The sequence below is a fragment of the Paracoccus everestensis genome (assembly GCF_021491915.1).
Lineage (GTDB): Bacteria > Pseudomonadota > Alphaproteobacteria > Rhodobacterales > Rhodobacteraceae > Paracoccus > Paracoccus everestensis.
In genome coordinates, this window is the sequence record NZ_CP090836.1 from 542,600 (window position 1) to 566,780 (window position 24,181).

Annotated in this window: 26 protein-coding genes; 15 read left to right on the plus strand and 11 right to left on the minus strand. The window is 67.7% G+C overall.

The annotated features are described in order from the left end of the window. The first annotated feature begins 15 nt into the window (after window positions 1-15). Window positions 16-645, plus strand: a complete 630-nt coding sequence (locus LZ585_RS02715; RefSeq protein ID WP_234854926.1) for a winged helix-turn-helix transcriptional regulator — start codon at window positions 16-18, stop codon at window positions 643-645. Here the strand turns inward: LZ585_RS02715 and LZ585_RS02720 are convergent. Beyond that, complete coding sequence (locus tag LZ585_RS02720) at window positions 642-1,073, minus strand: Lrp/AsnC family transcriptional regulator (protein ID WP_234855728.1); 432 nt, start codon at window positions 1,071-1,073, stop codon at window positions 642-644. The two genes, LZ585_RS02715 and LZ585_RS02720, sit on opposite strands and share 4 nt — an antisense overlap. 182 nt (window positions 1,074-1,255) lie before the next feature. Between LZ585_RS02720 and LZ585_RS02725 the strand changes: the two genes are divergently transcribed. Continuing rightward, complete coding sequence (locus LZ585_RS02725) at window positions 1,256-2,410, plus strand: type III PLP-dependent enzyme (RefSeq protein WP_234854927.1); 1,155 nt, start codon at window positions 1,256-1,258, stop codon at window positions 2,408-2,410. 61 nt (window positions 2,411-2,471) lie between these two features. On the opposite strand, the gene metF is transcribed toward LZ585_RS02725, so the two are convergent. After that, window positions 2,472-3,341, minus strand: a complete 870-nt coding sequence (metF, locus tag LZ585_RS02730; RefSeq protein WP_234854928.1) for a methylenetetrahydrofolate reductase [NAD(P)H] — start codon at window positions 3,339-3,341, stop codon at window positions 2,472-2,474. Window positions 3,342-3,431: 90 nt separating this feature from the next. On the opposite strand from metF, the gene LZ585_RS02735 reads away from it, so the two are divergent. The 3 genes from LZ585_RS02735 (at window position 3,432) to LZ585_RS02745 (ending at window position 6,238) form a co-directional block, all read left to right on the plus strand. After that, complete coding sequence (locus LZ585_RS02735) at window positions 3,432-4,346, plus strand: LysR family transcriptional regulator (protein WP_234854929.1); 915 nt, start codon at window positions 3,432-3,434, stop codon at window positions 4,344-4,346. A gap of 68 nt (window positions 4,347-4,414) precedes the next feature. Beyond that, window positions 4,415-5,203, plus strand: coding sequence for an inositol monophosphatase family protein (locus LZ585_RS02740; protein ID WP_234854930.1), 789 nt, complete (start codon window positions 4,415-4,417; stop codon window positions 5,201-5,203). Between the two features lie 81 nt (window positions 5,204-5,284). Beyond that, on the plus strand, window positions 5,285-6,238 hold the full coding sequence (locus tag LZ585_RS02745) for a DMT family transporter (protein WP_256445640.1): 954 nt from the start codon (window positions 5,285-5,287) through the stop codon (window positions 6,236-6,238). Between the two features lie 57 nt (window positions 6,239-6,295). Here LZ585_RS02745 and LZ585_RS02750 read toward each other — a convergent pair whose 3' ends face one another. Beyond that, window positions 6,296-8,344 carry a lytic transglycosylase domain-containing protein gene (locus LZ585_RS02750; protein ID WP_234854931.1) on the minus strand — a complete coding sequence of 683 codons (2,049 nt, stop codon included), beginning with the start codon at window positions 8,342-8,344 and terminating at the stop codon, window positions 6,296-6,298. A gap of 126 nt (window positions 8,345-8,470) precedes the next feature. On the opposite strand from LZ585_RS02750, the gene dapA reads away from it, so the two are divergent. Together dapA and LZ585_RS02760 are read left to right on the plus strand one after the other, a co-directional pair. Then, complete coding sequence (gene dapA / locus LZ585_RS02755) at window positions 8,471-9,346, plus strand: 4-hydroxy-tetrahydrodipicolinate synthase (RefSeq protein WP_234854932.1); 876 nt, start codon at window positions 8,471-8,473, stop codon at window positions 9,344-9,346. Between the two features lie 98 nt (window positions 9,347-9,444). After that, window positions 9,445-9,618 carry a hypothetical protein gene (locus LZ585_RS02760; protein WP_234854933.1) on the plus strand — a complete coding sequence of 58 codons (174 nt, stop codon included), beginning with the start codon at window positions 9,445-9,447 and terminating at the stop codon, window positions 9,616-9,618. Window positions 9,619-9,622: 4 nt separating this feature from the next. On the opposite strand, the gene LZ585_RS02765 is transcribed toward LZ585_RS02760, so the two are convergent. Beyond that, window positions 9,623-10,222 (minus strand): HNH endonuclease, encoded by a 600-nt coding sequence (locus LZ585_RS02765; RefSeq protein WP_234854934.1) that lies wholly within the window; start codon window positions 10,220-10,222, stop codon window positions 9,623-9,625. 180 nt (window positions 10,223-10,402) lie between these two features. Between LZ585_RS02765 and LZ585_RS02770 the strand changes: the two genes are divergently transcribed. After that, window positions 10,403-10,828: a VOC family protein gene (locus LZ585_RS02770; protein ID WP_390625089.1), complete on the plus strand. Its 426-nt coding sequence runs from the start codon at window positions 10,403-10,405 to the stop codon at window positions 10,826-10,828. Here the strand turns inward: LZ585_RS02770 and LZ585_RS02775 are convergent, their stop codons facing one another. From LZ585_RS02775 to LZ585_RS02785, 3 genes are read right to left on the minus strand one after another with little or no spacing between them, the layout of a single operon-like run. Then, window positions 10,829-11,482: an alpha/beta hydrolase gene (locus tag LZ585_RS02775; protein ID WP_234854935.1), complete on the minus strand. Its 654-nt coding sequence runs from the start codon at window positions 11,480-11,482 to the stop codon at window positions 10,829-10,831. It lies immediately after the preceding gene. Further along, complete coding sequence (locus LZ585_RS02780) at window positions 11,479-12,063, minus strand: DNA-3-methyladenine glycosylase family protein (protein WP_234855731.1); 585 nt, start codon at window positions 12,061-12,063, stop codon at window positions 11,479-11,481. Before LZ585_RS02780 ends, LZ585_RS02775 begins: the two co-directional genes overlap by 4 nt. Window positions 12,064-12,118: 55 nt before the next feature. Next, window positions 12,119-12,745 carry a GntR family transcriptional regulator gene (locus tag LZ585_RS02785; protein WP_234854936.1) on the minus strand — a complete coding sequence of 209 codons (627 nt, stop codon included), beginning with the start codon at window positions 12,743-12,745 and terminating at the stop codon, window positions 12,119-12,121. Between the two features lie 64 nt (window positions 12,746-12,809). Between LZ585_RS02785 and LZ585_RS02790 the strand changes: the two genes are divergently transcribed. The 6 genes from LZ585_RS02790 to ilvD all read left to right on the plus strand — a co-directional run bounded on the left by LZ585_RS02790 (window position 12,810) and on the right by ilvD (window position 17,837). Further along, window positions 12,810-13,502: a pyrimidine 5'-nucleotidase gene (locus tag LZ585_RS02790; RefSeq protein WP_234854937.1), complete on the plus strand. Its 693-nt coding sequence runs from the start codon at window positions 12,810-12,812 to the stop codon at window positions 13,500-13,502. Between the two features lie 44 nt (window positions 13,503-13,546). Then, complete coding sequence (locus tag LZ585_RS02795; RefSeq protein WP_234854938.1) at window positions 13,547-13,732, plus strand: hypothetical protein; 186 nt, start codon at window positions 13,547-13,549, stop codon at window positions 13,730-13,732. A 9-nt stretch (window positions 13,733-13,741) separates the two neighbouring features. Continuing rightward, window positions 13,742-14,941 (plus strand): UbiH/UbiF family hydroxylase, encoded by a 1,200-nt coding sequence (locus tag LZ585_RS02800; protein WP_234854939.1) that lies wholly within the window; start codon window positions 13,742-13,744, stop codon window positions 14,939-14,941. 59 nt (window positions 14,942-15,000) lie between these two features. Beyond that, a complete protein-coding gene (locus LZ585_RS02805; protein ID WP_234854940.1) occupies window positions 15,001-15,486 on the plus strand; it encodes a pyridoxamine 5'-phosphate oxidase family protein in 486 nt (161 codons plus the stop codon). A gap of 104 nt (window positions 15,487-15,590) precedes the next feature. Continuing rightward, window positions 15,591-15,905: a DMT family transporter gene (locus tag LZ585_RS02810; protein ID WP_234855732.1), complete on the plus strand. Its 315-nt coding sequence runs from the start codon at window positions 15,591-15,593 to the stop codon at window positions 15,903-15,905. A 93-nt stretch (window positions 15,906-15,998) separates the two neighbouring features. Next, window positions 15,999-17,837, plus strand: coding sequence for a dihydroxy-acid dehydratase (ilvD, locus tag LZ585_RS02815; protein ID WP_234854941.1), 1,839 nt, complete (start codon window positions 15,999-16,001; stop codon window positions 17,835-17,837). Window positions 17,838-17,959: 122 nt separating this feature from the next. Here ilvD and LZ585_RS02820 read toward each other — a convergent pair whose 3' ends face one another. The 3 genes from LZ585_RS02820 to LZ585_RS02830 are packed head-to-tail and all read right to left on the minus strand — an operon-like array spanning window position 17,960 to window position 21,245. Then, on the minus strand, window positions 17,960-18,796 hold the full coding sequence (locus tag LZ585_RS02820) for a BadF/BadG/BcrA/BcrD ATPase family protein (protein WP_234854942.1): 837 nt from the start codon (window positions 18,794-18,796) through the stop codon (window positions 17,960-17,962). 29 nt (window positions 18,797-18,825) lie between these two features. Next, a complete protein-coding gene (locus LZ585_RS02825; protein ID WP_234854943.1) occupies window positions 18,826-19,881 on the minus strand; it encodes a YcjF family protein in 1,056 nt (351 codons plus the stop codon). Next, on the minus strand, window positions 19,878-21,245 hold the full coding sequence (locus tag LZ585_RS02830) for a YcjX family GTP-binding protein (RefSeq protein WP_234854944.1): 1,368 nt from the start codon (window positions 21,243-21,245) through the stop codon (window positions 19,878-19,880). Before LZ585_RS02830 ends, LZ585_RS02825 begins: the two co-directional genes overlap by 4 nt. Window positions 21,246-21,357: 112 nt before the next feature. Between LZ585_RS02830 and hrpB the strand changes: the two genes are divergently transcribed. Next, complete coding sequence (hrpB, locus tag LZ585_RS02835; protein WP_234854945.1) at window positions 21,358-23,817, plus strand: ATP-dependent helicase HrpB; 2,460 nt, start codon at window positions 21,358-21,360, stop codon at window positions 23,815-23,817. Here hrpB and LZ585_RS02840 read toward each other — a convergent pair. Next, entirely contained in the window at window positions 23,814-24,146 is a 333-nt protein-coding gene (locus LZ585_RS02840; protein ID WP_234855733.1) for a DUF2794 domain-containing protein, read from the minus strand. The genes hrpB and LZ585_RS02840 overlap by 4 nt on opposite strands. Window positions 24,147-24,181: the final 35 nt, after the last annotated feature.

Below are 24,181 nucleotides of genomic sequence, written 5' to 3' on the forward strand. Positions count from 1 at the left end.
CTGATAGTCTCGGGCATGTCCAAAGACCGCAAAAAACCGCGCATCCGCTATGACGAGGGATGCCTTGCCGCCCACGCGCTGAACATCATGGGCGACCGCTGGGCGCTGCTGGTCGTGCGCGAACTGATGCTGGCGCCCAAGCGGTTCCAGGCGATTCGCCACGGGCTGCCCGGCGTCACCGCGGCGGTCCTGACGCAGCGGCTGGGGCAGTTGGCAGAGGCGGGCGTCATCACGCATGGCGACGGGCTGTATGCCCTGACCGATTCGGGACGCGGGCTGATGCCAGTCTTGCAGGCCATGTGCCGCTGGGGTGCCGCGCATCCGGGACATGATCCGCGCCGTTTCATCAGCCCGACGGCCTTGGTGATTTCCATGACGGCGATGATCCGCCCGACGGACAGGCAGGTGACGGCGGCCCTGACGATGGGGTCCGAGGCGTTCACGCTGTGTCTGACGGGCGGCATCCTGCACCCCAGGGCAGGGGCGGATGCGTCGGATTTCACGCTGTCGGGAACGGGCAATGCCCTTGCGCGGGCGGTCTATGGCCCGGTGCTGCTGGCCGATCTGGCGCGGGACGGGTCCATCGGGCTGGCGGGCGATGCGGGGGCGGCCCAGGGTTTCGTGGACCTGTTCCGGTTGCGTTAAACCGTCCGGTCAAGTTTCGTGGTCAGATGGATCAGGCTTTCCTGCGACCGGATGCCGTCGATGGCACCGATGCGGTCCAAGACCTCGTCCAGTTCGGCGGTCGAACCGCTGACGATCTGCACCAGCAGGTCGATCCGCCCGCTGGTCGTGTGGATGCGTTCGACCTGTGGCATCGACTTCAGCCGCGACAGGATGGCGGGCTGGCTGCGCGGCTCGATCGCCAGCATGACGGTGGCGCGGATGCGGCCCCCCTTCGCGACATCGCCCAGGCGCAGGGTGTATCCGGCGATGGCACCCGATGTTTCCAGCCGTTCCAGCCGCGCCTGCAGGGTGGACCGCGCCACCTTCAGCCGCCGCGCCAGCACGGCGATGGAGGTGCGGGCATCCTGCGACAGCAGCGCCACGATGTTGCGATCCAGATCATCCACCGGCTTGGTCCATGCTTTCGTCAAAACGTCATAAGTTTCGTCATAGTAACCGGCAGAAGATGCAGTTCTAGGCTTTTCATCGGTGAAACTGGAACCCAAAAGCGCCATTCTGGGATCCGGACATTCCATCTGTCGCCCGACCATCTTGCTGCCACATCGAACGCGCGAAAGGATCCCACAGAATGGGAACTCAGAAGACCGTCTGGAACAATCCGGCCGAGATCATCCGCCATCTTCAGCCGGACCATCCGGTGATGGCTTTCGCGCCCACCGTGCTGCAGGACCGGGCGCGGCAGTTCCTGAAGGGCTTTCCGGGCCTGGTGACCTATGCCGTGAAATCCAACCCGGACGAGGCGGTGATCCAGAACCTGGTGACCGCGGGTATCCAGGGCTTCGACGTGGCCTCGCCGTTCGAGATCGACCTGATCGGCCGCCTGGCCCCCCGCGCCGCGCGCCATTACCACAACCCCGTCCGTTCGCAGCGAGAGATCGCCCATGCCGTGCACGAAGGCATCCTCGCCTGGTCGGTGGACAGCCGCAGCGAGCTGGACAAGCTGTTCGAACAGGTGCCGACCCATGTGGACGGGCAGGGGGTCGAGATCTCGCCCCGCTTCAAGCTGCCTGTGCTGGGCGCGGCTTATGACTTCGGATCAAAATTCGGCGCGACGCCGGACCTGGCAGTCGAGTTGCTGCGGCTGGTGGCGGAACGGGGCTATGTTGCCTCGCTGACCTTTCATCCGGGCACGCAATGCACCGACCCGATTGCCTGGGAAAGCTATATCCGCGTCGCACGCGAGATTTGCGATGCGGCGGGCGTCCAGGCACAGCGGCTGAACGTGGGCGGCGGCTTTCCGTCGCACCGGGTGGTGGGGGTGGAACCCGACCTGGAATCGATCTTCACGGAAATCGGCGACACGGTGACGGAATGCTTCGGCGACAACGCCCCCGCACTTGTCTGCGAGCCGGGCCGGGGCCTTTGCGCCGACGCCTATGCGCTGATCACCCGCGTCAAGGGCGTACGCGACGGCACCAACGTGTTTCTGAACGACGGCGTTTATGGCAGCTTGGCGGAATTGCCGATCATCGGCAATATCGACCGGATCGAGGTGCTTACCCCGCAAGGCAAGCCCCGCACAGGCGAGCGCAACGGCCGCGTCATCTTTGGCCCGACCTGCGATTCGGTGGACCGCCTGCCGGGCGAACTGACCCTGCCCGACGACATCGCCGAGGATGATTACGTCATCTTCCACGGCGCGGGCGCCTATTCGGTGGTGACCAACACCCGCTTCAACGGCTTTGGCGCCATGACCCGCGCGACCGTGATGGGCTTCGAATAAAGGCTTTTACCTTGGCCTGAATATCCCACAGGGGGCTCGGGGGACGTGAAGTCCCCCGGCCTCAGGCAACCGCACCCAGATCCAGCGGTTCCACATCAAGCGCCAAACACACCGCCAGGGTCAGGTCGGGCCGGTTCAGCGTATAGAAATGCAGCCGGTCCGCGCCTCCGTCCAGCAGGGCGCGGCACAGGTCGACGCAGACCCGTTCCGACACCGCCCGTTCTGCCGCCGGTCCCTCGGCTGCGGCTTTCGAAAACGCTTCCTCCGCCCAGCCCGGCACGCTGGTTCCGCAAGTCGCAGCGAACCGCTTGGCGCCCGCCCATCCCTGGATCGGCAGGATGCCGGGAATGACCGGCGCCTCGATCCCCGCTGCCGCGCATCGGTCGCGGAACCGGAAGAACGTGTCTGCGTCAAAGAAGAACTGCGTGATCGCACTGGTGGCGCCCGCGTCGATCTTGCGCTTCAGCCAGAAGACATCGGCGTCCCCGCCGCTGCTGTCGGGATGGGGTTCGGGATATGCCCCCACCCGGATCGTCATGTCGCCCCGCGCGGCGATCGCGCCGATCAGTTCGACGGAATCGGCAAAGCCGTCGGGATGCGGGGTAAAGCGGTCCTGTCCCTTCGGCGCATCGCCGCGCAGGGCCACGATTTCCCGGATCCCGGCGTCGGCATAGGCCTGCACGATTTCCATCGTCTCGGTCCGGGTGGCTTCGACGCAGGTCAGGTGGGCGGCGACCGGGATGCCGTAATGGCGGTGGATGGTCGTGACCGCCTCATGCGTCAGCTTGCGGGTGGTGCCGCCCGCGCCATAGGTGACGGACACGAAATCGGGGGCCAGCGGCGCCAAGGCCCGCGCGGTTTCCCACAGCCGGAAGGACGCGTCCAGCGTCTTCGGCGGAAAGAACTCGAAACTGATCTTGGGGCGGGACATGGTGATTCCTCTGGCTTTCGCCGCTTGTGCCACGCGTGCCTCCGTGAGACAAATTCATAATCCTCAAGATCAACATGAGCCTGTCTCACAATGCATCTGGAACTGCGCCACCTGCGCACCGTTCGCGCAATCCACGAACAAGGCGGCCTTGCCCGCGCGGCCGAGGTTCTGAACATCACGCAATCTGCCTTGTCCCATCAGGTCAAGGCACTGGAGGAACAGGCGGGCGTCGATCTGTTCGTCCGCCGCGCCAAGCCCATGCGCTTGTCGCCTGCAGGGATGCGCCTGCTGCGCCTGGCCGAACAGGTGCTGCCGATGGTCCAGGCCACCGAGGCCGAATTCAAGGGCGTCGAGGCGGGCCGCATCGGGCGGCTGCATATCGCCATGGAATGCCACGCCTGCTTCGACTGGCTTTTGCCGGTCCTGGACATCTTTCGCCGCGCCTGGCCCGAGGTTGACCTGGACATCCGCCAGCGGCTGGCCTTTGGCGCGCTGCCCGCCCTGGCCCGGCAAGAGGTCGACCTGGTGATCTCCTCGGACCCCGAGGAGATGGCGGGGGTGACCTATCAGCCGTTGTTCGATTATTCGCCGACGCTGGTGGTGCCCGCCGATCACCCGCTGGTCGAAAAGGGTTTTGCCGACCCGCCCGACCTAGCCGGGGAAACGCTGATCACCTATCCCATGGACCGTGCGCGACTGGATGTCTTCAGCCAGTTCCTGACGCCTGCCGGGGTGGAGCCCGCGCGGCAACGGACCGTGGAACTGACCGCCGTGTCGCTGATGCTGGTGGCATCCGGGCGGGGCGTGGCGGTGATGCCCGACTGGGTTCTGCGCCGCGAATCCGCCAATGCGGAAATCGCCATGCTGCCCCTGACCCGCGGCGGGATCATCCGGCGGCTTTACGCGGCGGTGCGATCCGAGGATCTGGCACAGCCCTATATGGCCCATGTCCTGCGCCTGTCGCGCACCGAGCCGCTGCGAATGCTGCGCGGCGCCGCCGCCTGAAGCCCTTGCGCTTCACATTCCCCCCGCTTGCCCCTATGACGCGCCCCAACCCCTTTCCGGAGCATCCCATGGCAAGCGCCAATCTGAACGTCATGATCAAGGCCGCCCGCAAGGCCGGGCGCAGCCTGGTCAAGGATTTCCGCGAGGTCGAGAACCTTCAGGTCAGCGTCAAGGGCGCGGGCGATTTCGTCAGCAAGGCCGACCAGGAGGCCGAGCGGATCATCAAGGAGGAACTGCGCGGCGCGCGTCCGAACTATGGCTGGCTGGGCGAGGAAACCGGCGAGGATGCGGGCGAGGATCCGACACGCCGCTGGATCGTCGATCCGCTGGACGGGACCACCAATTTCCTGCACGGGCTGCCGCATTGGGCGATCAGCATTGCCCTGGAACACAAAAAGGAAATCGTCGCCTCCGTGATCTTCGACGCGGCCAAGGATGAACTGTTCGTGGCCGAAAAGGGGGGCGGAGCCTTCATGAACGACCAGCGGCTGCGCGTGTCGGGGCGCAGGCGCCTGGACGAATCGCTGTTCGCCACGGGCATCCCCTTTGCCGGGCGCGGCCCGCTGCCCGCCGCCTTGCAGGATCTGGCGCGACTGATGCCGTTGACGGCAGGGGTGCGGCGGATGGGGTCTGCGGCCCTCGACCTGGCCTATGTCGCGGCCGGGCGTTACGACGGATACTGGGAACGCGGCAACAAGCCCTGGGACGTTGCGGCGGGGATCCTGCTGGTGCGCGAGGCGGGCGGCTTTGTCGAAGGCATCCGCGACGGCGATGACCCGCTGGAATCGGGCCGCCTGATCGCCGCGAATACGCAGGTCTTCGAACCCTTGGCCAAGATCATCCGCGCGCGCGACTGAGTTGCAGGCTGTGCAAGGCCGGCTTGCCTTGACCTTGTGACACCGGGGGCGCATGGCGGGGATCGACCCCGGGAATGCGCCATGCCAAACGACCACGATGACCTGCCCTATGTCGCCTCGGCGGTTGTCGCCAAGACGCCGCCGCCGATACCGGCGGGCCTTGGCGGCAGGCAGGACCGCACAGGGCTGGCGATCATCCTGATGTGCGCGACCAGCCTGATCTTTGCAGGCCAGGACGCGTTTTCCCGCATCCTCGGGTCCGAATATCCGCCCCTGTTGATCGTGATGATCCGCTATTGGGTCTTTGCGGTCTTTGTGATCGCAATGGTCTCGCGCCAGCCGGGCGGCCTGCGCCGGGCGATCCGCACCCGGCGGCCCAGGACGCAAATCCTGCGCGGCGCGATCCTGGTGATCGAGACCACCATCATGATCGAGGCCTTCGTTCGCCTTGGCCTGGTCGGCACCCATGCGATCTTCACCGTCTATCCGCTGCTGGTCGCGGCGCTGTCAGGCCCGATCCTGGGGGAAAAGGTCGGCTGGCAGCGCTGGACGGCCATCGGCGTGGGCTTCGTGGGCATCCTGATCATCCTGCAGCCGGGCAGCACGGCCCTTGACCCGGGCGCGCTGCTGGCCTTCGCGTCGGCGCTGATGTTCGCGGTCTATGGGCTGCTGACAAGGCACGTGTCGCGCGACGATCCCGCGCAGGTCAGCTTTTTCTGGACGGGCATTGCCGGGGCTGTCACGGCCACGATCCTGGGGATTTGGCATTGGGAATGGCTGGCGCCGACCGACTGGATCTGGCTGGGACTTCTTTGCGTGCTTGGCACCCTGTCGCATTACCTGCTGATCCGCGCCTATGAACTGGCCGAGGCTTCGGCCCTGCAACCCTTCGCCTATACGCAACTGGTCTGGGTCAGCGTCATCGGCGTGCTCGTCTTTGGCGAGGTGCTGCACATGAACGTGGTGATCGGCGCAGTCATCGTGGTCGCGGCCGGGTTGTTCACCTTGTGGCGGACAAGGATCAGGGCAGCGTAGGATGCGTGCTTGCACGCACCATGGCCCCTGCGGATCGGTGCGTGACATCCACGCACCCTACCGGGCCGAGGCTTCCACCGCGACCGGTTGCCATCCCTCGGGCAGCCTTGGGCCGATAAAGGGCTTTTCCACGGGGCGCGCGGACAGTGCCAGGGTCAGCCGGGCCACGGGGGGCGGCATCAGTCCGCCGCCCGTCAGATCCCAGGTGGGGACAATGGGGGCGGGACGACCCAGGATGCGCGCGCGATAAACGGGCATCGCCTCGGTCACGCGCATGACATAGTTGCGGGTTTCGTCAAAGGGGATCAACTCGACCCATTCCACCGGATCGGCGTCGCGGCGCAGGTCGCCGAAGTCGCGCAGCCAGCGGGCCGGACGCCCCGGCCCGGCGTTATAGCCCGATGCCGTCAGCGCCGTCGATGCCCCGAAGCGGTCGCGCAGCCCCGCCAGATAGGCCGCGCCCAGACGCGCGTTATAAGCCCCGTCGGTGGTCAGGCGCGCTGCGGAATAGGGTTCGCGGATCCGGCGGGCCATCTGTTCGGCGGTGGCGGGCATCACCTGCATCAGCCCGCGCGCGCCCACCGGGCTGCGGGCTGCGGGATTGAATTCGGATTCCTGGCGCGCGATAGACAGCACCAGTTCCGGCGGCACCTCAAGGCCGGCATCCTGCAAGCCGGTCAGCGGGAAATGCGCGGCAGGGTGGATCAGCCCCTTGTCGGCGGCGCGTTTCGACAGGCGCAGCCCGTGCCAGGGCATTCCGGCCTCATACATCAGCCGGGCCATGCGCAGCGTGTCCTGCGGATCGGCGGTTTCCGACAGGTGCAGGAAGAACCGCTGCGCCTCGTCCGCCCGACCCGTCGCCAGCAGCCACAGCCCCGCCCGGAAGACGCCGTTGCCGCCCAAGGGGCTGGCGCGCCAGTCGGGCAGGGGACCGGGCGTGGCATAGTCGGCGGGCAGGGTCGCGCCGGTCCGCTCGGCTGCAAGCTGGCCGTAATAGGTGCCGGGCAGTTCCGCCGCCTTGGCAAAGGCCTTGTCCGCCGCCCCATCGCCTAGGGCTTCATGCGCGCGGCCCTGCCAATAGAAGGCGCGCGACCGGCTGATCTGGCTGCCGACCACGGTTTCCAGATGCCGGAAATTCGCAAGCGCGCGGTCCGCAGCCCCCGTCTTCAGCGCGGCAAAGCCCGCCAGCCATTCCAGATCCGCGTAATGGCGGTTGTCGGGCGGCAGGAAATGCGGGCGGGCCAGGGCCTCGGCCCGCGACCAGTCGCCGTTGCGCATGGCCAGGCGTGCATAATCCACCCGCATCGGCGCCCACACCGCCGGATCGCGCAAAGCATGGGCACTGGTGGATGCCTCCAGCATCAGCGCCTGCGCGCCTTCGTGCTGCTTGGCGCCGACCCGCCACAAGTAACGGTCCATGGTCAAGCCGGGATCGGTGCGCACATCGGCGGGCAGGGCCAGGATCAGGTCGTCCACGCCCGCGCGGCCCGCCTGCAAGGCGATGCGCGCCGCCAGCAGGGGCCCGTCGGGTTCGGACAGGCGCGGCACTAGGCGTTCGGCCTGCGCCCATTCCCGCCGGTCCAGCATCGCCACGGCCCGCGCGGTCATCAGAGGGGTCAGTTCAGGGCCGTGGGCGGCCAGGAACGCCGCCTCCTCGGTCGCGGTCAGGGGGACGGCGGTCCAGAAGCGGGCGCGTTCGGTCTTGGCGGCGTGCGGATCCAATGTGGCGAGATAGGCGTTTTCCGCCGCCAGCGTTTCGGGCAGGCGGTCCCCGAACCAGTCGCGGATGTCCTGCGGCGGCAGATCGGGACGCAGCTTGGCATCGCCTTGTTCCCGCAGCAGGGCAAGACCCGGCCAGTCGCCATTGGCCCGCACGAAGTCGATGTAATCGCCCGGCGTCCCATAGCCCGCGCGCAGGGCTTGCCAGCCGACAAGGGCTTCGGCCATCGGCCCGGACCTGCGGGCGGCATCGCGGGCCGTCACCCAGTCACGCGCATCCGCGGCAGACAGGGCAAGCGCCATTGCGCCCGCATCCTCGGCCCGCGCAGGGGCAAGGGTTGCAAGCATCAACAGCCCGGCGGCCACCATGTCGCGCATAAGTCGCATCACTGCCCTGTGTCGCCGTCCCATGCGTCCGACGCAATTCACAACCTTGGCAAGTTCCGATTGCCCCGTTAATCAGGCGCGCAATCCATACCCACCTGCCCATACCCACCTGCAAGGAAGCGTGTCATGTTCAAGGGATCCCTGCCCGCACTGGTCACGCCGTTCACCCCGGACGGCGAGCTGGACCTGGACACGCTGAAAAAGCTCGTCGAATGGCATATCGAACAGGGCAGCCATGGCCTTGTCCCGGTGGGCACCACCGGCGAAAGCCCCACCCTGACCCATGACGAACACCGTCTGGTGATCGAGGAGGTCGTGCGCGCCGTGGATGGCCGCATCCCCGTCATCGCCGGTGCCGGTTCCAACAGCACCCGCGAAGGCATCGGCCTGGTGCGCCACGCGGCCGAGGTGGGCGCCGACGCCGCCCTGGTCGTCACGCCTTATTACAACAAGCCCACGCAGGCGGGCCTGATCGCGCATTACACCGCCCTGGCCGAGGCATCCGACCTGCCCATCATCATCTATAACATTCCCGGCCGGTCCGTCGTGGACATGACGCCCGAAACCATGGGCGAGCTGGCCAAGCTGCCCACGATCATCGGCGTCAAGGACGCCACCGGCAAGCTGGAGCGGGTCAGCCAGCAGCGCATGACCTGCGGGACAGGTTTCGTGCAGCTGTCGGGCGAGGACGGCACTGCCCTGGGCTTCAACGCCCATGGCGGCGTGGGCTGCATCAGCGTCACGGCCAATGTCGCCCCCAGGCTTTGCGCGGAATTCCAGGAAGCCACGCTGGCAGGCGATTACGCCAAGGCGCTGGAGTATCAGGACCGGCTGATGCCCCTGCACGTCGCGATCTTTGTCGAACCGGGGCTGGTCGGCGCAAAATACGCGATGTCGCGGCTGGGGCTGTGCGACGAACGGGTGCGCCTGCCGCTGGTGGCGCTGACCGATCCGACGCGCCGCCTGATCGACGCGGCCCTGGAACACGCGGGCCTGATCTGAGGGCAGGCGGGCCTGGGCGGAAAACTGCGACAGATTTTCACGGTCGTCTTTTCAAGTGTCTCTTTGCGCCCCATATTGGGGGCAAGGAGACAAACGCCATGCCCTTGCCGCATTTCCTGTTCCTGATCGCCGCAGTCATCCTTGTGGCCGCCGTGACGCTGTGGGCGTCCTTCGCGGCGGGTGTTCCGGTGGTGGCGCTGGCGCTGATCGTCCTTTCGGCTGCGGCGCTGCTGCACCTGTCCCAGGGCAACCGGCACGATCACGACGCCTGACTGGTCAGCTTTCCAGTTCGGCGTCCCAGTACAGGAAATCCATCCAGCTGTCATGCAGGTGATTCGGCGGAAAACGCCTGCCCGCCGCGTGCATTTCCTCGGGTGAGGGCTGGCGGGGCTTGCGGCGCAGGCTCATCCCCGAATGGCGCAGGCTGCGGTTGGCCTTGCGCAGGTTGCAGGGGGAACAGGCGGCAACCACGTTGTCCCAGCTTGTGACGCCGCCGCGCGACCGGGGCACGACATGGTCGAATGTCAGGTCGCCCTTGTGCCCGCAATACTGGCAGCAGAATTCGTCGCGCAGGAAAAGATTGAAGCGCGTAAATGCTACGCGCTTCTGGGGTTTGACGTAATCTTTCAAGACCACCACCGAGGGCAGGCGGAATGCCTGGCGCTGACTTCGCACCACCTCCTCGTATTCGGCGATGATGTCCACGCGGTCCAGGAAAGCGGCCTTGATCGCCTCTTGCCAGGGCCACAAGGACAACGGGTAATAGGATAGTGGCCGGTAATCCGCGTTCAGCACCAATGCGGGATAGTGGCGCAGGCTTGCAGGCTCGCGCACGAAATGGGTTCGGAAATCCGTCTGATGTCGCTGATCCAGCATATTGCCTTCCCGCCTGCCCCCATGGGTGGCCGGGGGCGCCCCGTCAGATCCTTCAGCCCGACTATATATCGCGTCAGGCATCTGGCAAGCCCCCGGATCTATTCTGCCCGATGGATAGTCCGCATGGGTGACAGGTCCGTGACAGTTGCCGCCCGCCTTTGTCCATGGCAGGCTGCAGGCATGATCAAAATGACGCCGCCGGTGCTGGGCACGCTTGAGTCTGCGCTTTATGCGGGTGACCTGGATGCGGCCACGGTCTTCTGGCGCGACGTGATGGGGTTGCAGCCGTTCCAGGCCGTGCCGGGACGCCATGTGTTTTTCCGCGTCGGGCAGTCGCAGGTGTTGCTGGTGTTCGATCCCGCCGCCACCGAACAGCCGCCAAGGCCGGAAGCAAGGCTGCCCGTCCCTCCACACGGCGCGCGGGGGCCGGGCCATTTCTGCCTGGCTGTCGCGCCCGACCGACTGGACGCCTGGCGCGACCACCTGACCGCGCAAGGCATCGCCATCGAGGCCGATTTCCATTGGCCCAACGGCGCCCGGTCGATCTATATCCGCGATCCGGCGGGCAATTCTATCGAACTGGCCGATCCGGCCATCTGGGCCTGACTACTTGCCCAGCCGGTCCCTGAGGAAACTCAGCGCCACCGACAGCCCGTCGGGCGAAATCCCGTGCCCGGTGCCCTTCATCACATGGCCATAAACGGCAAAGCCCGCCTGTTCCAGCGCGTCGCCGGCAAGCGTCATGTCCTGGAACGGCACCATCGGATCCTGGTCGCCATGCAGCAGCAGGACCGGCGGCTTGACCGTCGCCTCGGCCGCCAGCAATTCGGGGACCAGCAGCCGTCCCGAAAATCCGATGATCCCGGCAACCGCTTCATCCCGGCGCGGCAGAACGTGCAGCGCCATCATCGTGCCCTGGGAAAAGCCCACCACGACCATCCGGTCCGCCGTCAACCCCTCGTCCGCCAGAACCTTGTCCAGCCAGGCGTTCAGCAGGGCTATGGACCGGCCCATCGCCTCCTTGGCCTGGGCTTCGGTCGATCCGTCCAGCCAGGGGATGGGAAACCACTGGAAACCGAAAGGGTTGTTGATGCTGCGTTCGGGGGCGTCGGGCGCATGAAAGGCCACGCCCGGCAGATGCGGCGACAGGGGATCGGCCAGGCCCAGCAGGTCGGCCCCGTCGGCGCCATAGCCATGCAGGAAGACCACGACCGCATCGGCCTTGGACGGACCCTTGCGGGCGGATTTCAGAACGGTCATCGGATTCCCTCGCGGCCTTTGGCACGCAGGTAATAGGCCCAGAGGCCACGGGCCGCAACCGCGCGCCAGGGCCGCCAGGGTTCGGCCATCCGCCGCAGGCCGGCCGCCGTGGGGCGGGCATCCAGGCCATACATCATCCGCGCGGCCTCTTGCAGGGCAAGATCGCCCGCCGCAAAGACATCGGCCCGGCCAAGCGCCATCTTCAGATAGATCTCGGCCGTCCATGCCCCGATGCCGGGCAGCGCGGTCAGGGTGGCGATGGCCTGATCGTCAGACATCGCGCGCAGGCCGTGCCAGTCCAGCCCGGCACCGGCGATCCCCTTCAGATAGCGGACCTTGGGGCGCGACAGGCCCGCCGCACGCAAGGCTTCCTCGGGCGCGGCAAGGATCGCCTCGGGCGTCATCAGCCCCGCCGCCGTCAACCGCGCCGAGATCGCGGCAGCGGCCGAGGTCGAGATCAGTTGCCCCACCACCGCATCCGCCAGGGCTTCGAAACCATCCGCGCGCCGCAGCAGCGGCAGCGGGCCTAGATCCGGCGCGACCCGCGCCCAGACGGGGCAGACCGCGACCAGATGAGCCATGCCCTGGGCCAGGTCGTCCTCGGACTGGATCAGGCGCGGCCCGCAACGGGGGGCGTCAGTCACGATCCGCCGCGGCCTCCAGCTTCAGCCGCGTTTCCCATGCCATCGAGATATGCTGGCGCAGCGCCTTGTCCGCCGCCGCCCCGTCGCCTGCCGCGATGGCATCGACGATGCGCTTGTGTTCGGCAAGGGCGGTTTCGCTGCGCCCTTCGGCGGCCAGCGAGGTGCGCGCCATGAGCGCCATGGACCGATGCACCAGGTCAAGCTGCTGGACCAGATAGCGGTTGTGGGACGCCAGGTGGATCTGGTGGTGGAACCGCTTGTTGGCGCGGGCCAACGCCTCGGGATTGCCGACGGCCTTCTGGTCGTCGGCGACCATCTGGGCCAGGACGCGCACCTCCTCGGGGGTGGCGTGGCGGGCGGCGAGGCGGGCGGCCAGGGCCTCGAGTTCGGCACGGACGGTATAAAGTTCGGCCAACTGGTTGTGATCCAGGGATGCGACGATCAGGCTGCGACCGTCACGGACCAGCATTTGTTGCGTTTCCAGCCGCTGCAAGGCCTCTCGGACAGGGGTGCGGCTGACGCCGAAGCGTTCGGCCAGTTCCGATTCCACCAGCCGGTCGCCGGGGCGATAGGTGCCGGATTCGATTGCCGTCAGGATCAGGGAATATGCGTCTTTCATGGCCGCACGATTGGCCGCGCGCGGGCCGATTGCAAGCGCGCCGTTGCCGGGCTAGGCAGCAGGCATGGATTTCACCCTTGTCGATACCTGGATCTTCGATCTGGACAACACGCTTTATCCGCCGGACATGGCGCTGTTCCCGCAGATCGAACAGCGGATGACCGATTATGTCGTGCGCACCCTGGCGGTCGAACGCGACGCCGCCGACCAGATGCGGCGCGACTGGTGGATGCGGCACGGTACGACGCTGGCCGGGCTGATGGCGGAACACGCCATCGATCCCATCGCCTATCTGGACGATGTCCACGACATCGACTTCGCGCCCCTGCTGCCCGCGCCCGATCTGGCCGCCGCCATTGCCGCGCTGCCGGGGCGCAAGCTGATCCATACCAATGCCGACGCTGCCTATGCGGTAAAGGTGCTGCGGGCGCGGGGCCTGGGACTGGTGGACGACCCCGTGCCCGCGCCCCTGTTCGAGGCGATCTATGGAATCGCGGAAACGCATTTCCATCCAAAGCCCATGCGCGAAGCCTTCGAGGCCGTCATCGGCTATGCCGGGATCGACCCCACCCGCGCGGCCTTCTTCGAGGATGACCCCCGCAACCTGGCTGTCCCGCATGAACTGGGGATGCGCACGATCCTGGTCGGGCCGGGTCGGCACGGGCCGGATCCGATGGCGGGCGAGGTTCCCGCCCATGTGGATCATCACATCCACGACCTGACGGCCTTCCTGCGCCAGATTGCCCTTGGCCGCTGATTGGGTCACAATGGGAACCGGACGCGCAATCCGATAGGCTTCCTATGACCCATACTGCCGACAAAAGCGGAAATCGCCTGACTTTCCGCATCCTTGCCCTTCTTCTGGTCGTTGTCGCGATTGCCGTTCTGGCCGTCGTCCTGTTCGGCCTGCCGGTCCTCGGCCTGCTGGGACTGGTCCTGACCGTGGTCGTTTTCACCGTCATGCTGATGTTCACGGCCGGAAACTAGGCGCGGCATATGATCGCAGGCGACCTTGAACGGATCGACATTCTTGTGTCGGGCGGCGGCATCGCCGGGTTGATCACGGCTGCCGCATTCGGCGCGCAGGGGTTTTCGACGCTTTGCGTCGATCCCGCCCCGCCCGTCACGGAGGAAGGGTCCGAGGGCGCCGACCTGCGCACCACGGCATTCCTGGCCCCGTCGGTCGCCTTGCTGCGCCGGATCGGCCTGTGGGACCGCCTGTTGCCCCATGCCACGCCCTTGCAGGTCATGCGCATCGTCGATGCGGGTGGGGCACAGCCTGTCGCCCGGTTGACCCGCGATTTCAACGCGTCCGAGATCGGCGACCAGCCCTTTGGCTGGAACCTGCCCAACTGGCTTTTGCGGCGGGAAATTTCCGCCCCGCTGGCCGAGATGGCGAATGTCCGCTTTCAGCCCGGCACCGGCACGGCGGGTGTCCTGGCCCGCGACGAAGGCGCGATCGTCACCCTGACCGACGGGCGCCGCGTCCGGTCACGGCTGCTGGTGGGCGCCGACGGGCGCGATTCCCCGGTCCGCCAGGCGCTTGGCATTGGGGTGCGGACCTTTCGATATGGCCAGAAGGCCTTGGCCTTTGCCGTCACGCATGAACAGCCGCACAAGAACATCTCGACCGAGGTTCACCGATCCGGGGGGCCGTTCACGCTGGTCCCGCTGCCCGATCGCGACGGCAAGCCCTGTTCGGCCATCGTCTGGATGGAAAATGGCCGACAGGTGGCGCGCCTTGCCGCCCTGCCGCCCGACGCCTTCGAGGTGGAACTGAACGCCCGGTCCGCAGGCGTATTGGGGCACCTGACCCTGGCCACCCGCCTGACGCAATGGCCGATCATCAGCCAGATCGCCGACCGTTTCACCGGCCCCCGCACGGCCCTAATCGCCGAGGCTGCCCACGTCGTCCCCCCCATCGGCGCGCAAGGGCTGAACATGAGCCTGGCCGACCTGTCCGCCCTGCTGGACCTGTCAGGCGACGAACCCGGCGATCCCGCCGGCCTGGCTGCCTATGACCGCGCCCGCCGCCCCGAGGCCTATGCCCGCCTGCTGGGCATCGACGCGCTGAACCGCGCCAGCCAGGCCAGCATCCGTCCCTTGCGCGACCTGCGCGCGGCGGCGCTTGGCGGGCTGTATGGCATCGCGCCGGTGCGCCGGCTGATGATGCGCGCGGGCCTGGGGATGCGCTGAGCGGCGGAACAACGCAGCCCCCCTGGCGTTTGCCGTCTTTGCAGACCCCGGAGGAAACCATGACCGATCCCGACGTGACCGATCGCATCTGGGCCATGGCCGACAAGCTGGACCCGTGCATGTTCGTGACCCGCGACGGCGACGGCCAGCGGGTCCGCCCGGTCTATGCCCGCGTGCGCCGGGACGAGGGCGCGATCTATATCCTGTCCGACATCCAAGGCTGCAAGCTGGACCAGATTCAGGCGAACCCCAATGTCTCGCTGGCCTTTTCGGACGAACGGGCCAACGATTACGTCGTGATCAACGGCACGGCCGAGGTGCGCCACGATCCCGAAAAGGCGCGCGATGTCTGGCGTTTCAGTGACGAGACCTTTTTCAAGTCCCCTGACAACCCCGACCTGCGCGTCATCGCCGTCACGCCTGTCGCGGCGGAATTGTGGGACGGCAGCAACCTGCTGATCACCGGGGCGAAGATGCTGGCCGACCGGCTGGTCGGGACCAAGTCGGAACTGGTCCAGAACGCCAAGGTGGACCGGCTGGACTGACGAGCCTTGACCCCGGGGCCGGCGGTCCTATCTTTCCAGGCAGAGGACGACCTCCCCGCGATGGGCCGGAACGCCGGGACGACCCGGCCAGCATGAGGTTCGTCATGGCTTGGGTCTATCTTGTTCTTGCCGGTTTTCTGGAAATCGTCTGGGCAACGGCGATGAAGCAATCGGCCGGTTTTACCCGCATCTTTCCTACCGCGGTCATGCTGGTCAGCATGATCGCGTCCTTCTGGCTGCTGGCGGTCGCGATGCGGACGCTGCCGCTGGGCACATCCTATACCGTCTGGGTCGGGATCGGGGCCGTGGGCGCGTTTCTTTTCGGGATCGTGCTGTTCGGAGAGCCGGTGACCACAGCGCGCCTGATTGCCGCTGGATTGATCGTCGCCGGCATCGTCACGATGAAACTGGCATCCTGACATGCGGAAACGAACCGAAAACGCAGGCATTCGGCAATTTCCTTCCGTCCTCAACGGTGCTAGAACGCCTGCCAGCCAAAGGAGACTCAAGCCATGCCCGCCTATCGTTCCCGCACCACCACCCACGGCCGCAACATGGCGGGCGCGCGCGGCCTGTGGCGGGCGACCGGGGTAAAGGACAGCGACTTCGGCAAGCCGATCATCGCCATCGTCAACAGCTTTACCCAGTTCGTGCCGGGCCATGTCCACCTCAAGGATCTGGGCCAGCTTGTCGCCCGAGAGGTCGAGGCCGCGGGCGGCATCGCCAAGGAATTCAACACCATCGCGGTCGATGACGGCATCGCCATGGGCCATGACGGGATGCTGTATTCGCTGCCCTCGCGCGAGATCATTGCGGATTCCGTCGAATACATGGTCAACGCCCATTGCGCCGACGCGATGGTCTGCATCAGCAATTGCGACAAGATCACGCCGGGGATGCTGATGGCCGCGCTGCGCCTGAACATCCCCGTGGTTTTCGTTTCGGGCGGCCCGATGGAGGCCGGCAAGGTCGTCCTGGAAGACGGCCGCGTCAAGGCGCTTGATCTGGTCGATGCCATGGTGGCCGCCGCCGACGACACGGTGTCGGACGCCGATGTGGAAACCATCGAACGGTCTGCCTGCCCGACCTGCGGATCCTGTTCCGGTATGTTCACCGCCAATTCGATGAACTGCCTGACCGAGGCGCTTGGCCTCGCGCTGCCCGGCAACGGATCGACGCTGGCGACCCATGCCGAGCGCAAGCGCCTGTTCGTCGAGGCCGGGCACCTGATCGTCGATCTGGCCCGGCGTTACTACGAAGGGGACGATGCCAGCGTGCTGCCGCGCGCCATTGCCTCGTTCGAGGCGTTCGAGAACGCGATGACCCTGGACATCGCGATGGGCGGGTCCACCAACACCGTGCTGCACCTGCTGGCCGCGGCGCATGAAGGCGGCATCGACTTCACCATGTCCGACATTGACCGCCTGTCGCGCCGCGTGCCGGTCCTGTGCAAGGTCGCCCCCGCCAAGGACGACGTGCATATGGAGGATGTCCACCGCGCGGGCGGCATCATGGGCATCCTGGGCGAACTGGACCGCGCCGGCCTGCTGCACAGGCAGGCGGGCAGCGTCCATGCAGGTTCTCTGGCCGAGGCATTGGACCGCTGGGACGTGATGCGCACCGATGCGGCATCCGTCCACGACTTCTACCGCGCCGCGCCGGGCGGGGTGCCCACGCAGGTCGCGTTCTCGCAGGACCGCCGTTACGATTCCGTCGATACCGACCGCAAGGGGGGCGTGATCCGCACGGCGGACCATGCGTTCAGTCAGGATGGCGGGCTGGCCGTGCTGTATGGCAACCTGGCCGAGGATGGCTGCATCGTGAAAACGGCGGGCGTGGACGAATCCATCCTGAAGTTCGAGGGGCCGGCCCATATCTTCGAAAGCCAGGACGACAGCGTCAGCGCCATCCTGACCGGCAAGGTGAAGCCGGGCGAGGTCGTGCTGATCCGCTATGAAGGTCCGCGCGGCGGGCCGGGGATGCAGGAAATGCTGTATCCGACCAGCTATCTGAAGTCCAAGGGCCTGGGCAAGGCCTGCGCGCTTGTCACCGACGGGCGCTTTTCGGGCGGATCGTCCGGCCTGTCGATCGGCCATGTCTCGCCCGAGGCGGCCGAGGGCGGCACCATCGGCCTGGTCGAACAGGGCGACATGATCCGCATCGACATTCCGAACCGGGTAATCCACTTGGATGTGGACGATGCGACCCTGGCCGCACGCCGGGCCAAGCGTGATGCGGAAGGCTGGAAGCCCGCCAAGCCGCGCCAGCGCCAGGTTTCCACCGCGTTGCGCGCCTATGCCGCCTTGACCACCAGCGCGTCGCGCGGCGCGGTGCGGGTCATTCCCGAATAAGCCGCCCCTACTAAGCCGCTGGCCCTGCGATCAGACAGACCGCAGGGCCGGATCCTCACGTCCGCCTGCCTATAACCGCTTGGCCGGTCAGAAGCCGTCGATTGCGGTCGAGGCAGGACCGGTCATGCCGCCCCGGCCATCTGCCGCGCCATCAGCAGCGCGCCATCGACGCCCGATCCAAGCGCGGGCCGTTGCGGCCAGTCCGTCAACCGCGCCGCATAGGCCGGGCCAAGCCCGCCGACGAACACCACCGGAAGCGGCGCATCCCCTTGCAGCACGCTCAGGATGTGGCGCACATCCCCCAGGGCGGCGTCAAAGACCTGCCGCGCCGCCGGGTCGTCCGACCCGACGATGCGTGGGGCCAGTTCGGCAAAGTCCACAGGGCGCGCGCCATTGCCGAAGCGGATGATCCCCTCGATCCCGCCGAACTCCTCAAGGATGTGTTGCAGCAGGGGGGTCATGTCGGCGAACCCGTCCTCGGCCCGCATCGCCATGGACAAAAGCGCCCGGCCCAGCACGGCCCCGGACCCTTCGTCCCCCATCACGAAGCCACGTCCGCCGACCTGACGCAGGTCGCCGCCGCGCTGCGCGGCAAAGACCGATCCGGTGCCCATCGCAGCCAGGATGCCGTCCTGCGCCCCCAGGGCGCCGCGCGCGGCAGTCACTGCGTCGTTGACGATCTGTATCCGGGCAAAGGGCAACAACAGCACCAGCCGGTCGATGGCGGCGGTTATCGTGCCCCCGGCGAGGCCCAGCGTGGCAATCAGGTCGCGGGGGTCAGCGCCGGTGCCCTCCAAGGCCTGGGCCGTGGCGGCCAGGATATTGACCGCAGCACCTTCGACATCGGTGTTGATATTGGCAGGCCCGCCCTGACCCTGACCAATGATCAGGCCGTCCGCATCCGCCAAGGCCGCGCGGCATCCCGTGCCGCCGCCGTCGATTCCCAGAAAGAACGTCATCCGCTTGCCCCCCTTGCCCTGGGGATGTTCTAGCCCCGTTCGTCCGACCCGAACAAGCCGCGCAAGCCGCGCGTGACCAGGTTTCCGACCTTGGGTCGGGGCTGGGCGATGAAGGGCAGGGGGCGGCAAACCTCCATCGCGGCGATGCCCACGCGGGCGGTCAGCGCGCCGTTCACCACGCCTTCGCCAAAGCGGCGCGACACCTTGGAGAGGATCCCGCCCCCGGCCACCGTCTCGATCAGGTCGTCGCCTGCGGCGACGGCGCCGGTTGCGACCAGATGCGTGATGACCGTGCGGGCCAGACGCCAGCCGCCCACGGCGCCCGCGCGGCCGCCATAGATCTCGGCCATGCGCCGGATCATCCGCAGGTTCGCGGCCAGGGCTGCGGCCACATCGGCCAGCGCCAGCGGGATCAGCGCGGTGGCGGTGGCCACGGTGCGGGCGGCAGCCTCGATTTCCCGGCGGGCGTCCTGGTCCAGCCCGGCCAGCAATTCGGTTTCAGCCATCGTCAGCAGGGTGCGCGCGTCAAAGGCGTCGCCCCGGTTGTCCCCCAGCCGCTTGCGGTTCCATTCCAGTTCCGGGCGGTCGCGATACAGCGCCAGCAGGCCATCCGCGACCGCGCGGGCCTTGTCCATGCTGTCATCGGCCAAGGCCGCGCCCGCCTGACGCTGGATCGCGTCGATGCGTGCGAACCGCGCCCAGGCCCGGTATTCGCGCCAAGCCATGCCAAGGGCCGCCAGCGTGAACAGCGCAAACAGCGCCACCCCGATCCAGCCCAGCACCGGATAGCGGGTCAGGAGGTCGTTGATGAAATTCAACGCAGCGATGGACAGAAGAAAGGTGAACAGCGCCACGCCGGAATTGATGAAGAACCGCGTAAGGCGCGACGGGGGACGGCCCACCAGCCGCGTCACCATCTCCATCGTGCGGGGCCGGGGCAGCAGGGGATCCGCCGCGTCGATGGGCGGTGCGTCGGCGGGGTTCAGCGTGTCGTCCCGCGCCTCGGACGCGGGGGCGGTGCGGGCTTCGGGGACAGGCGCGTCCAGTTCGATCAGCACGGGGCCACGGCGGGGGGTATCGCTCACAACCTGTCTCCGATCAGGAAGTCCGCGGCGCGATCCAGCCGGATATGCGGCGGGCCGTCGCCGGGACGCGCGGTCATGGGGGCGGGGGCAAAGTTCATGATGGCGTAATCGCCGTCCAGCCAGCGGTCCGCCCCGTCGCGGGCGGGATGCAGCAGCGCCGCCGGATCGGCGGGCAACTCGCCCGGATAGAACGCCGCCTGCCGCCCATCCATCAGCCGGCCCCGAACGGCGGGCAGTTCCTGTCCGTCCTGCCGGATCACATCCTCGGTCGTGGCGCGCAGGGCGGCGATGGACATGGCTTCCGTCCTTGCGCCGGAAAAATCGGCGCGGTCGCGGGCTTCGCGCAGCATGGCCGACAGGATCGCGGTCAGGCGGTTGTGCTGGACATGGTGCAGGTGGTCGGCCTTGGTGGCGGCGAACAGGATGCGTTCGACGCGCCGGGTGCCCAGAAGCTGCGCCAGCCAGCCCGCGCGCCCGGGCCGGAAGGCCGTCAGGATGTCGGCCATGGCGCGGCGCATATCCTCGACGGCCCTTGGCCCCTGGTGGATGGCGCCCAGCACGTCCACCAGCACCACCTGCCGGTCGATGCGGGCGAAATGTTCACGGAAAAAGGGTTTTACGACCCGCGACTTGTAGGCATCGAAGCGGCGGCGGAATTCCTTGTGCAAGCGCCCCTCGGCAAAGGACGCGGGCAGGGGGGCAAAGGTCAGGGCGGGCGACCCCTCCATTTCCCCGGGGATCAGGAAGCGGCCGGGCGTGCAGTCGGACCAGCCCGCCTCGCGCGCGGCGTGCAGATGGGCGGTATAGGCCTGGGCCAAAGACTGCGCCGTCGGTTCATCGAAGCGGTCTGTATCGATGCCAGCCAGCGCAGCGTGGTAATCGGCGGCACCGGGGCGTCCCGTCATGCGGTCCAGGACCTCGGCCGACCATTCGGAGAAATCCCGTTCCATCAGGCGCAGGTCCAGCAGCCACTCGCCCGGATAATCCACGATATCCAGGTGCAGGGTGCGCGGGCCGGTCAGCCCCCCCAGCAGCCCTCTGGCGTCCAGGCGCAGCGACAAGCGCAACTGGCTGACATGGCGCGTCCCCTCGGGCCAGTGCGAAGCGGGGCCGGTCAGGGCGGCCAAGTGGCGTTCCACGTCGAATCGGGGAATGGTGTCGTCAGGCTGGGGTTGCAGCCAGGCCGCCTTGAGGCTGCCATCGGCCGCGGCCCGCAGGGCGTGCATCCGCCCCCGGTCCATCAGGTTCGCGACCAGGGATGTGATGAACACCGTCTTGCCCGCCCGCGACAGGCCTGTCACGCCCAGCCGGATCACCGGATCGCCCAGGCCGATGCCCGCCATCACTGTGCTGCCGATACCCATGCCGCCTGCCTGTTTCTTGTCGTCTTTGCGGGAAGATAGGCCCCGGCGGCGGGTTTGCCTAGGGCGGCGGGCCGGGGTTCCGCTTGGCCCGCCGTTGCGACATAACGCGGGGATGCTGGATCGGTTGCCTATCGACGATGTTTTGCCCGCGCTGTGCCAGGCGCTGCGTGCGCATGGCCGCGCCGTGCTGGTCGCCCCGCCGGGCGCGGGCAAGACGACGCGCGTGCCCTTGGCGTTGCTGGACCAGGTTGCGGGACGGATCGTCATGCTGGAGCCAAGGCGGCTGGCGGCGCGGGCCGCGGCGGAACGGCTGGCCGAGCAACTGGGAGAGTCCGTGGGCGGGCGCGTCGGATACCGGATGCGCGGCGAAAGCGTCGCGGGCAGCCGGATCGAGGTCGTGACCGAAGGCATTCTGACGCGGATGATCCAGTCCGATCCCGGCCTGGACGGCATCGGCTGCGTGATCTTCGACGAATTCCACGAACGCAGCCTGAACGCCGACCTGGGCCTGGCCCTTGTATGGGAGGCCAAGGGCGCGCTGCGCGAGGATCTGGCGGTGCTGGTGATGTCGGCCACGCTGGACGCGGAACCCGTGGCGGCGCTTCTGGACGATGCGCCGGTGATCCGGTCCGAAGGCCGCGCCTTTCCGGTCGAAACCCGCTGGCTGGCCCGCCCCTTGCCCGCAGGCGCGCGGCTGGTCGATGAGGCCGTGCGGCTGATCGCGGGGGCAGAGGCCGAGACGCGCGGCACCGGTGGCACGATCCTGGCCTTTCTGCCGGGCGAGGGCGAGATCCGGCGCGTGATGGCACAGCTTGGCGACGGGTGCGAGGTATTGCCGCTTTATGGTGCGCTGAAGCCTGCCGAACAGCGGGCAGCCTTGGCACAACCGGGATCGCGGCGACGGATCGTGCTGGCGACGGCGATTGCCGAAACCTCGCTGACCATCCCGGCGGTTCGCGTGGTGGTCGATGCGGGGCGCGCGCGGCGGGCGCGGTTCGATCCATGTTCGGGTATGTCGCGGCTGGTTACCGAACGCGTCAGCCGGGCCGAGGCCGATCAGCGCCGGGGCCGCGCTGGCCGCGTGGCCCCGGGCATCTGCTATCGGATGTGGGCGCAGGCCGAGGAAGGCGCGCTGCCCGCATTCGCCCCGCCCGAAATCGCCGTGGCCGATCTGGCGGGCCTTGCCCTGGAACTGGCCGCCTGGGGGGCCGCGCCGGGGGATCTCGCGTTTCTGACGCCCCCGCCCGAGGGCGCCCTGGCCGAGGCGCGGGCCTTGTTGCAAGGGCTCGAGGCCTTGGATGAGGCAGGCCGCATCACCGATCACGGCCGCGCCATGGCCCGGCTGCCGCTGCACCCGCGGCTGGGACATATGCTGCTGCGGGCGGGGGAGGATGCGGCGGAGATCGCCGCGCTGCTGTCGAACCGCGATCCCCTGCGCGGCGCGCCCGCCGATCTGGCGCTGCGGTTGGCGGCGTTGCGCGATCCCAAGGGCTTTGCGGCGCGCCATCCTTACGAGGCGAACCGGGGGGTGATCCAACAGATCCGCGACGAGGCTGCCCGGCTGCGGCGGGTTATTGCGTCCCGCGATGGTGGGGGGCTGTCTGCCCCCCACACCCCCCGAGGATATTTTCGTGAAGAAGAACAGGGAGGCGCCGTCTCATTGGCCTATCCCGACCGGATCGGGCTGCGGCGCAAGGGCGACGAGCCGCGCTTTGTCCTTTCGGGCGGCAAGGGGGCGGTGCTGGACGCGGGTGATCCGATCGCCGGGCAACGGCTGATCGTGGCCGTCGATCTGGATGGAGACCAGCGAGAGGCGCGGATCCGCATGGCCGGCCGCCTGGACGAGGGCACGATGCGCGCCCTGCATGGAGACAGGGTCGAGACCGTGGAAGTCTGCGAATGGTCGCGGCGCGACGGCCGGGTTCTGGCGCGGGTCCAGGAGCGGCTGGGGGCATTGGTCCTGTCCGATCGGCCTTGGCCGGATGCGCCGGACGATGCCGTGGCCCGGGCCGCGCTTGAAGGCCTGCGGCTGGACGGGCTGCCCTGGACGCCTGCCGCCGCCCGGTTCCGCGCGCGGATTGCGCTGCTGCCGGATCTGGGGCCGGTAGATGATGCCAGCCTGCTGGCCGATGGCGGCTGGCTGCTGCCCTGGTTGGGGCGCGCCCGCACGCTGGCCGACCTGCGCGGGCTGGATCTGGTCGAGCCGTTGAAGGCCCGGATCGGCTGGGACGGCCAGCAGCGGCTGGACCGAGAGGTTCCGGCGCATTTCACCACCCCTCTGGGCCGCCGGGTGCCCATCGACTATGACCATGAACAGCCGTCCATCGAGGTCAGGTTGCAGGAACTTTTCGGCCTGACGCGCCATCCGGTCGTGGGCAACCGTCCCCTGCGGATCAGCCTGCTGTCGCCGGGCGGCAAGCCCGTGCAGGTCACCACCGACCTGCCGGGCTTCTGGGCCGCGTCCTATGCCGATGTCCGAAAGGACATGCGCGGCCGCTATCCCCGCCACCCCTGGCCCGAGGATCCGCGCGAGGCCGATCCCACCATGCGGGCCAAGCCGCGCGGCACCTAATCGACGGCGCGGATCAGGGCCTTGTCCAGCACCCGCAAAACCTGGGCCAGGTCATGGCCGCGTTTCAGGATGCGCCCGTCCATGCCGATTACGGCATAGGCACCCTGGGCCGTGCGCAGCCGGGGGCGTTTCTCGATGCGGTACAGGGGATGTTCGGCGGCGCGGCGGAAGACGCTGAAGACTGCCGCGTCGCGCAGGAAGGACATGGCATAGTCGCGCCATTCGCCCGCTGCGACAAAGCGGCCATAGACCGAGAGGATCAGCGACAGCTCCGCCCGGTCAAAGACGACGCGGTCAGGATCGGCGGGAAACGGCGGGCCGGCATTCATCATGACAGGATGGTGACACCGGGCAAATAGCATGG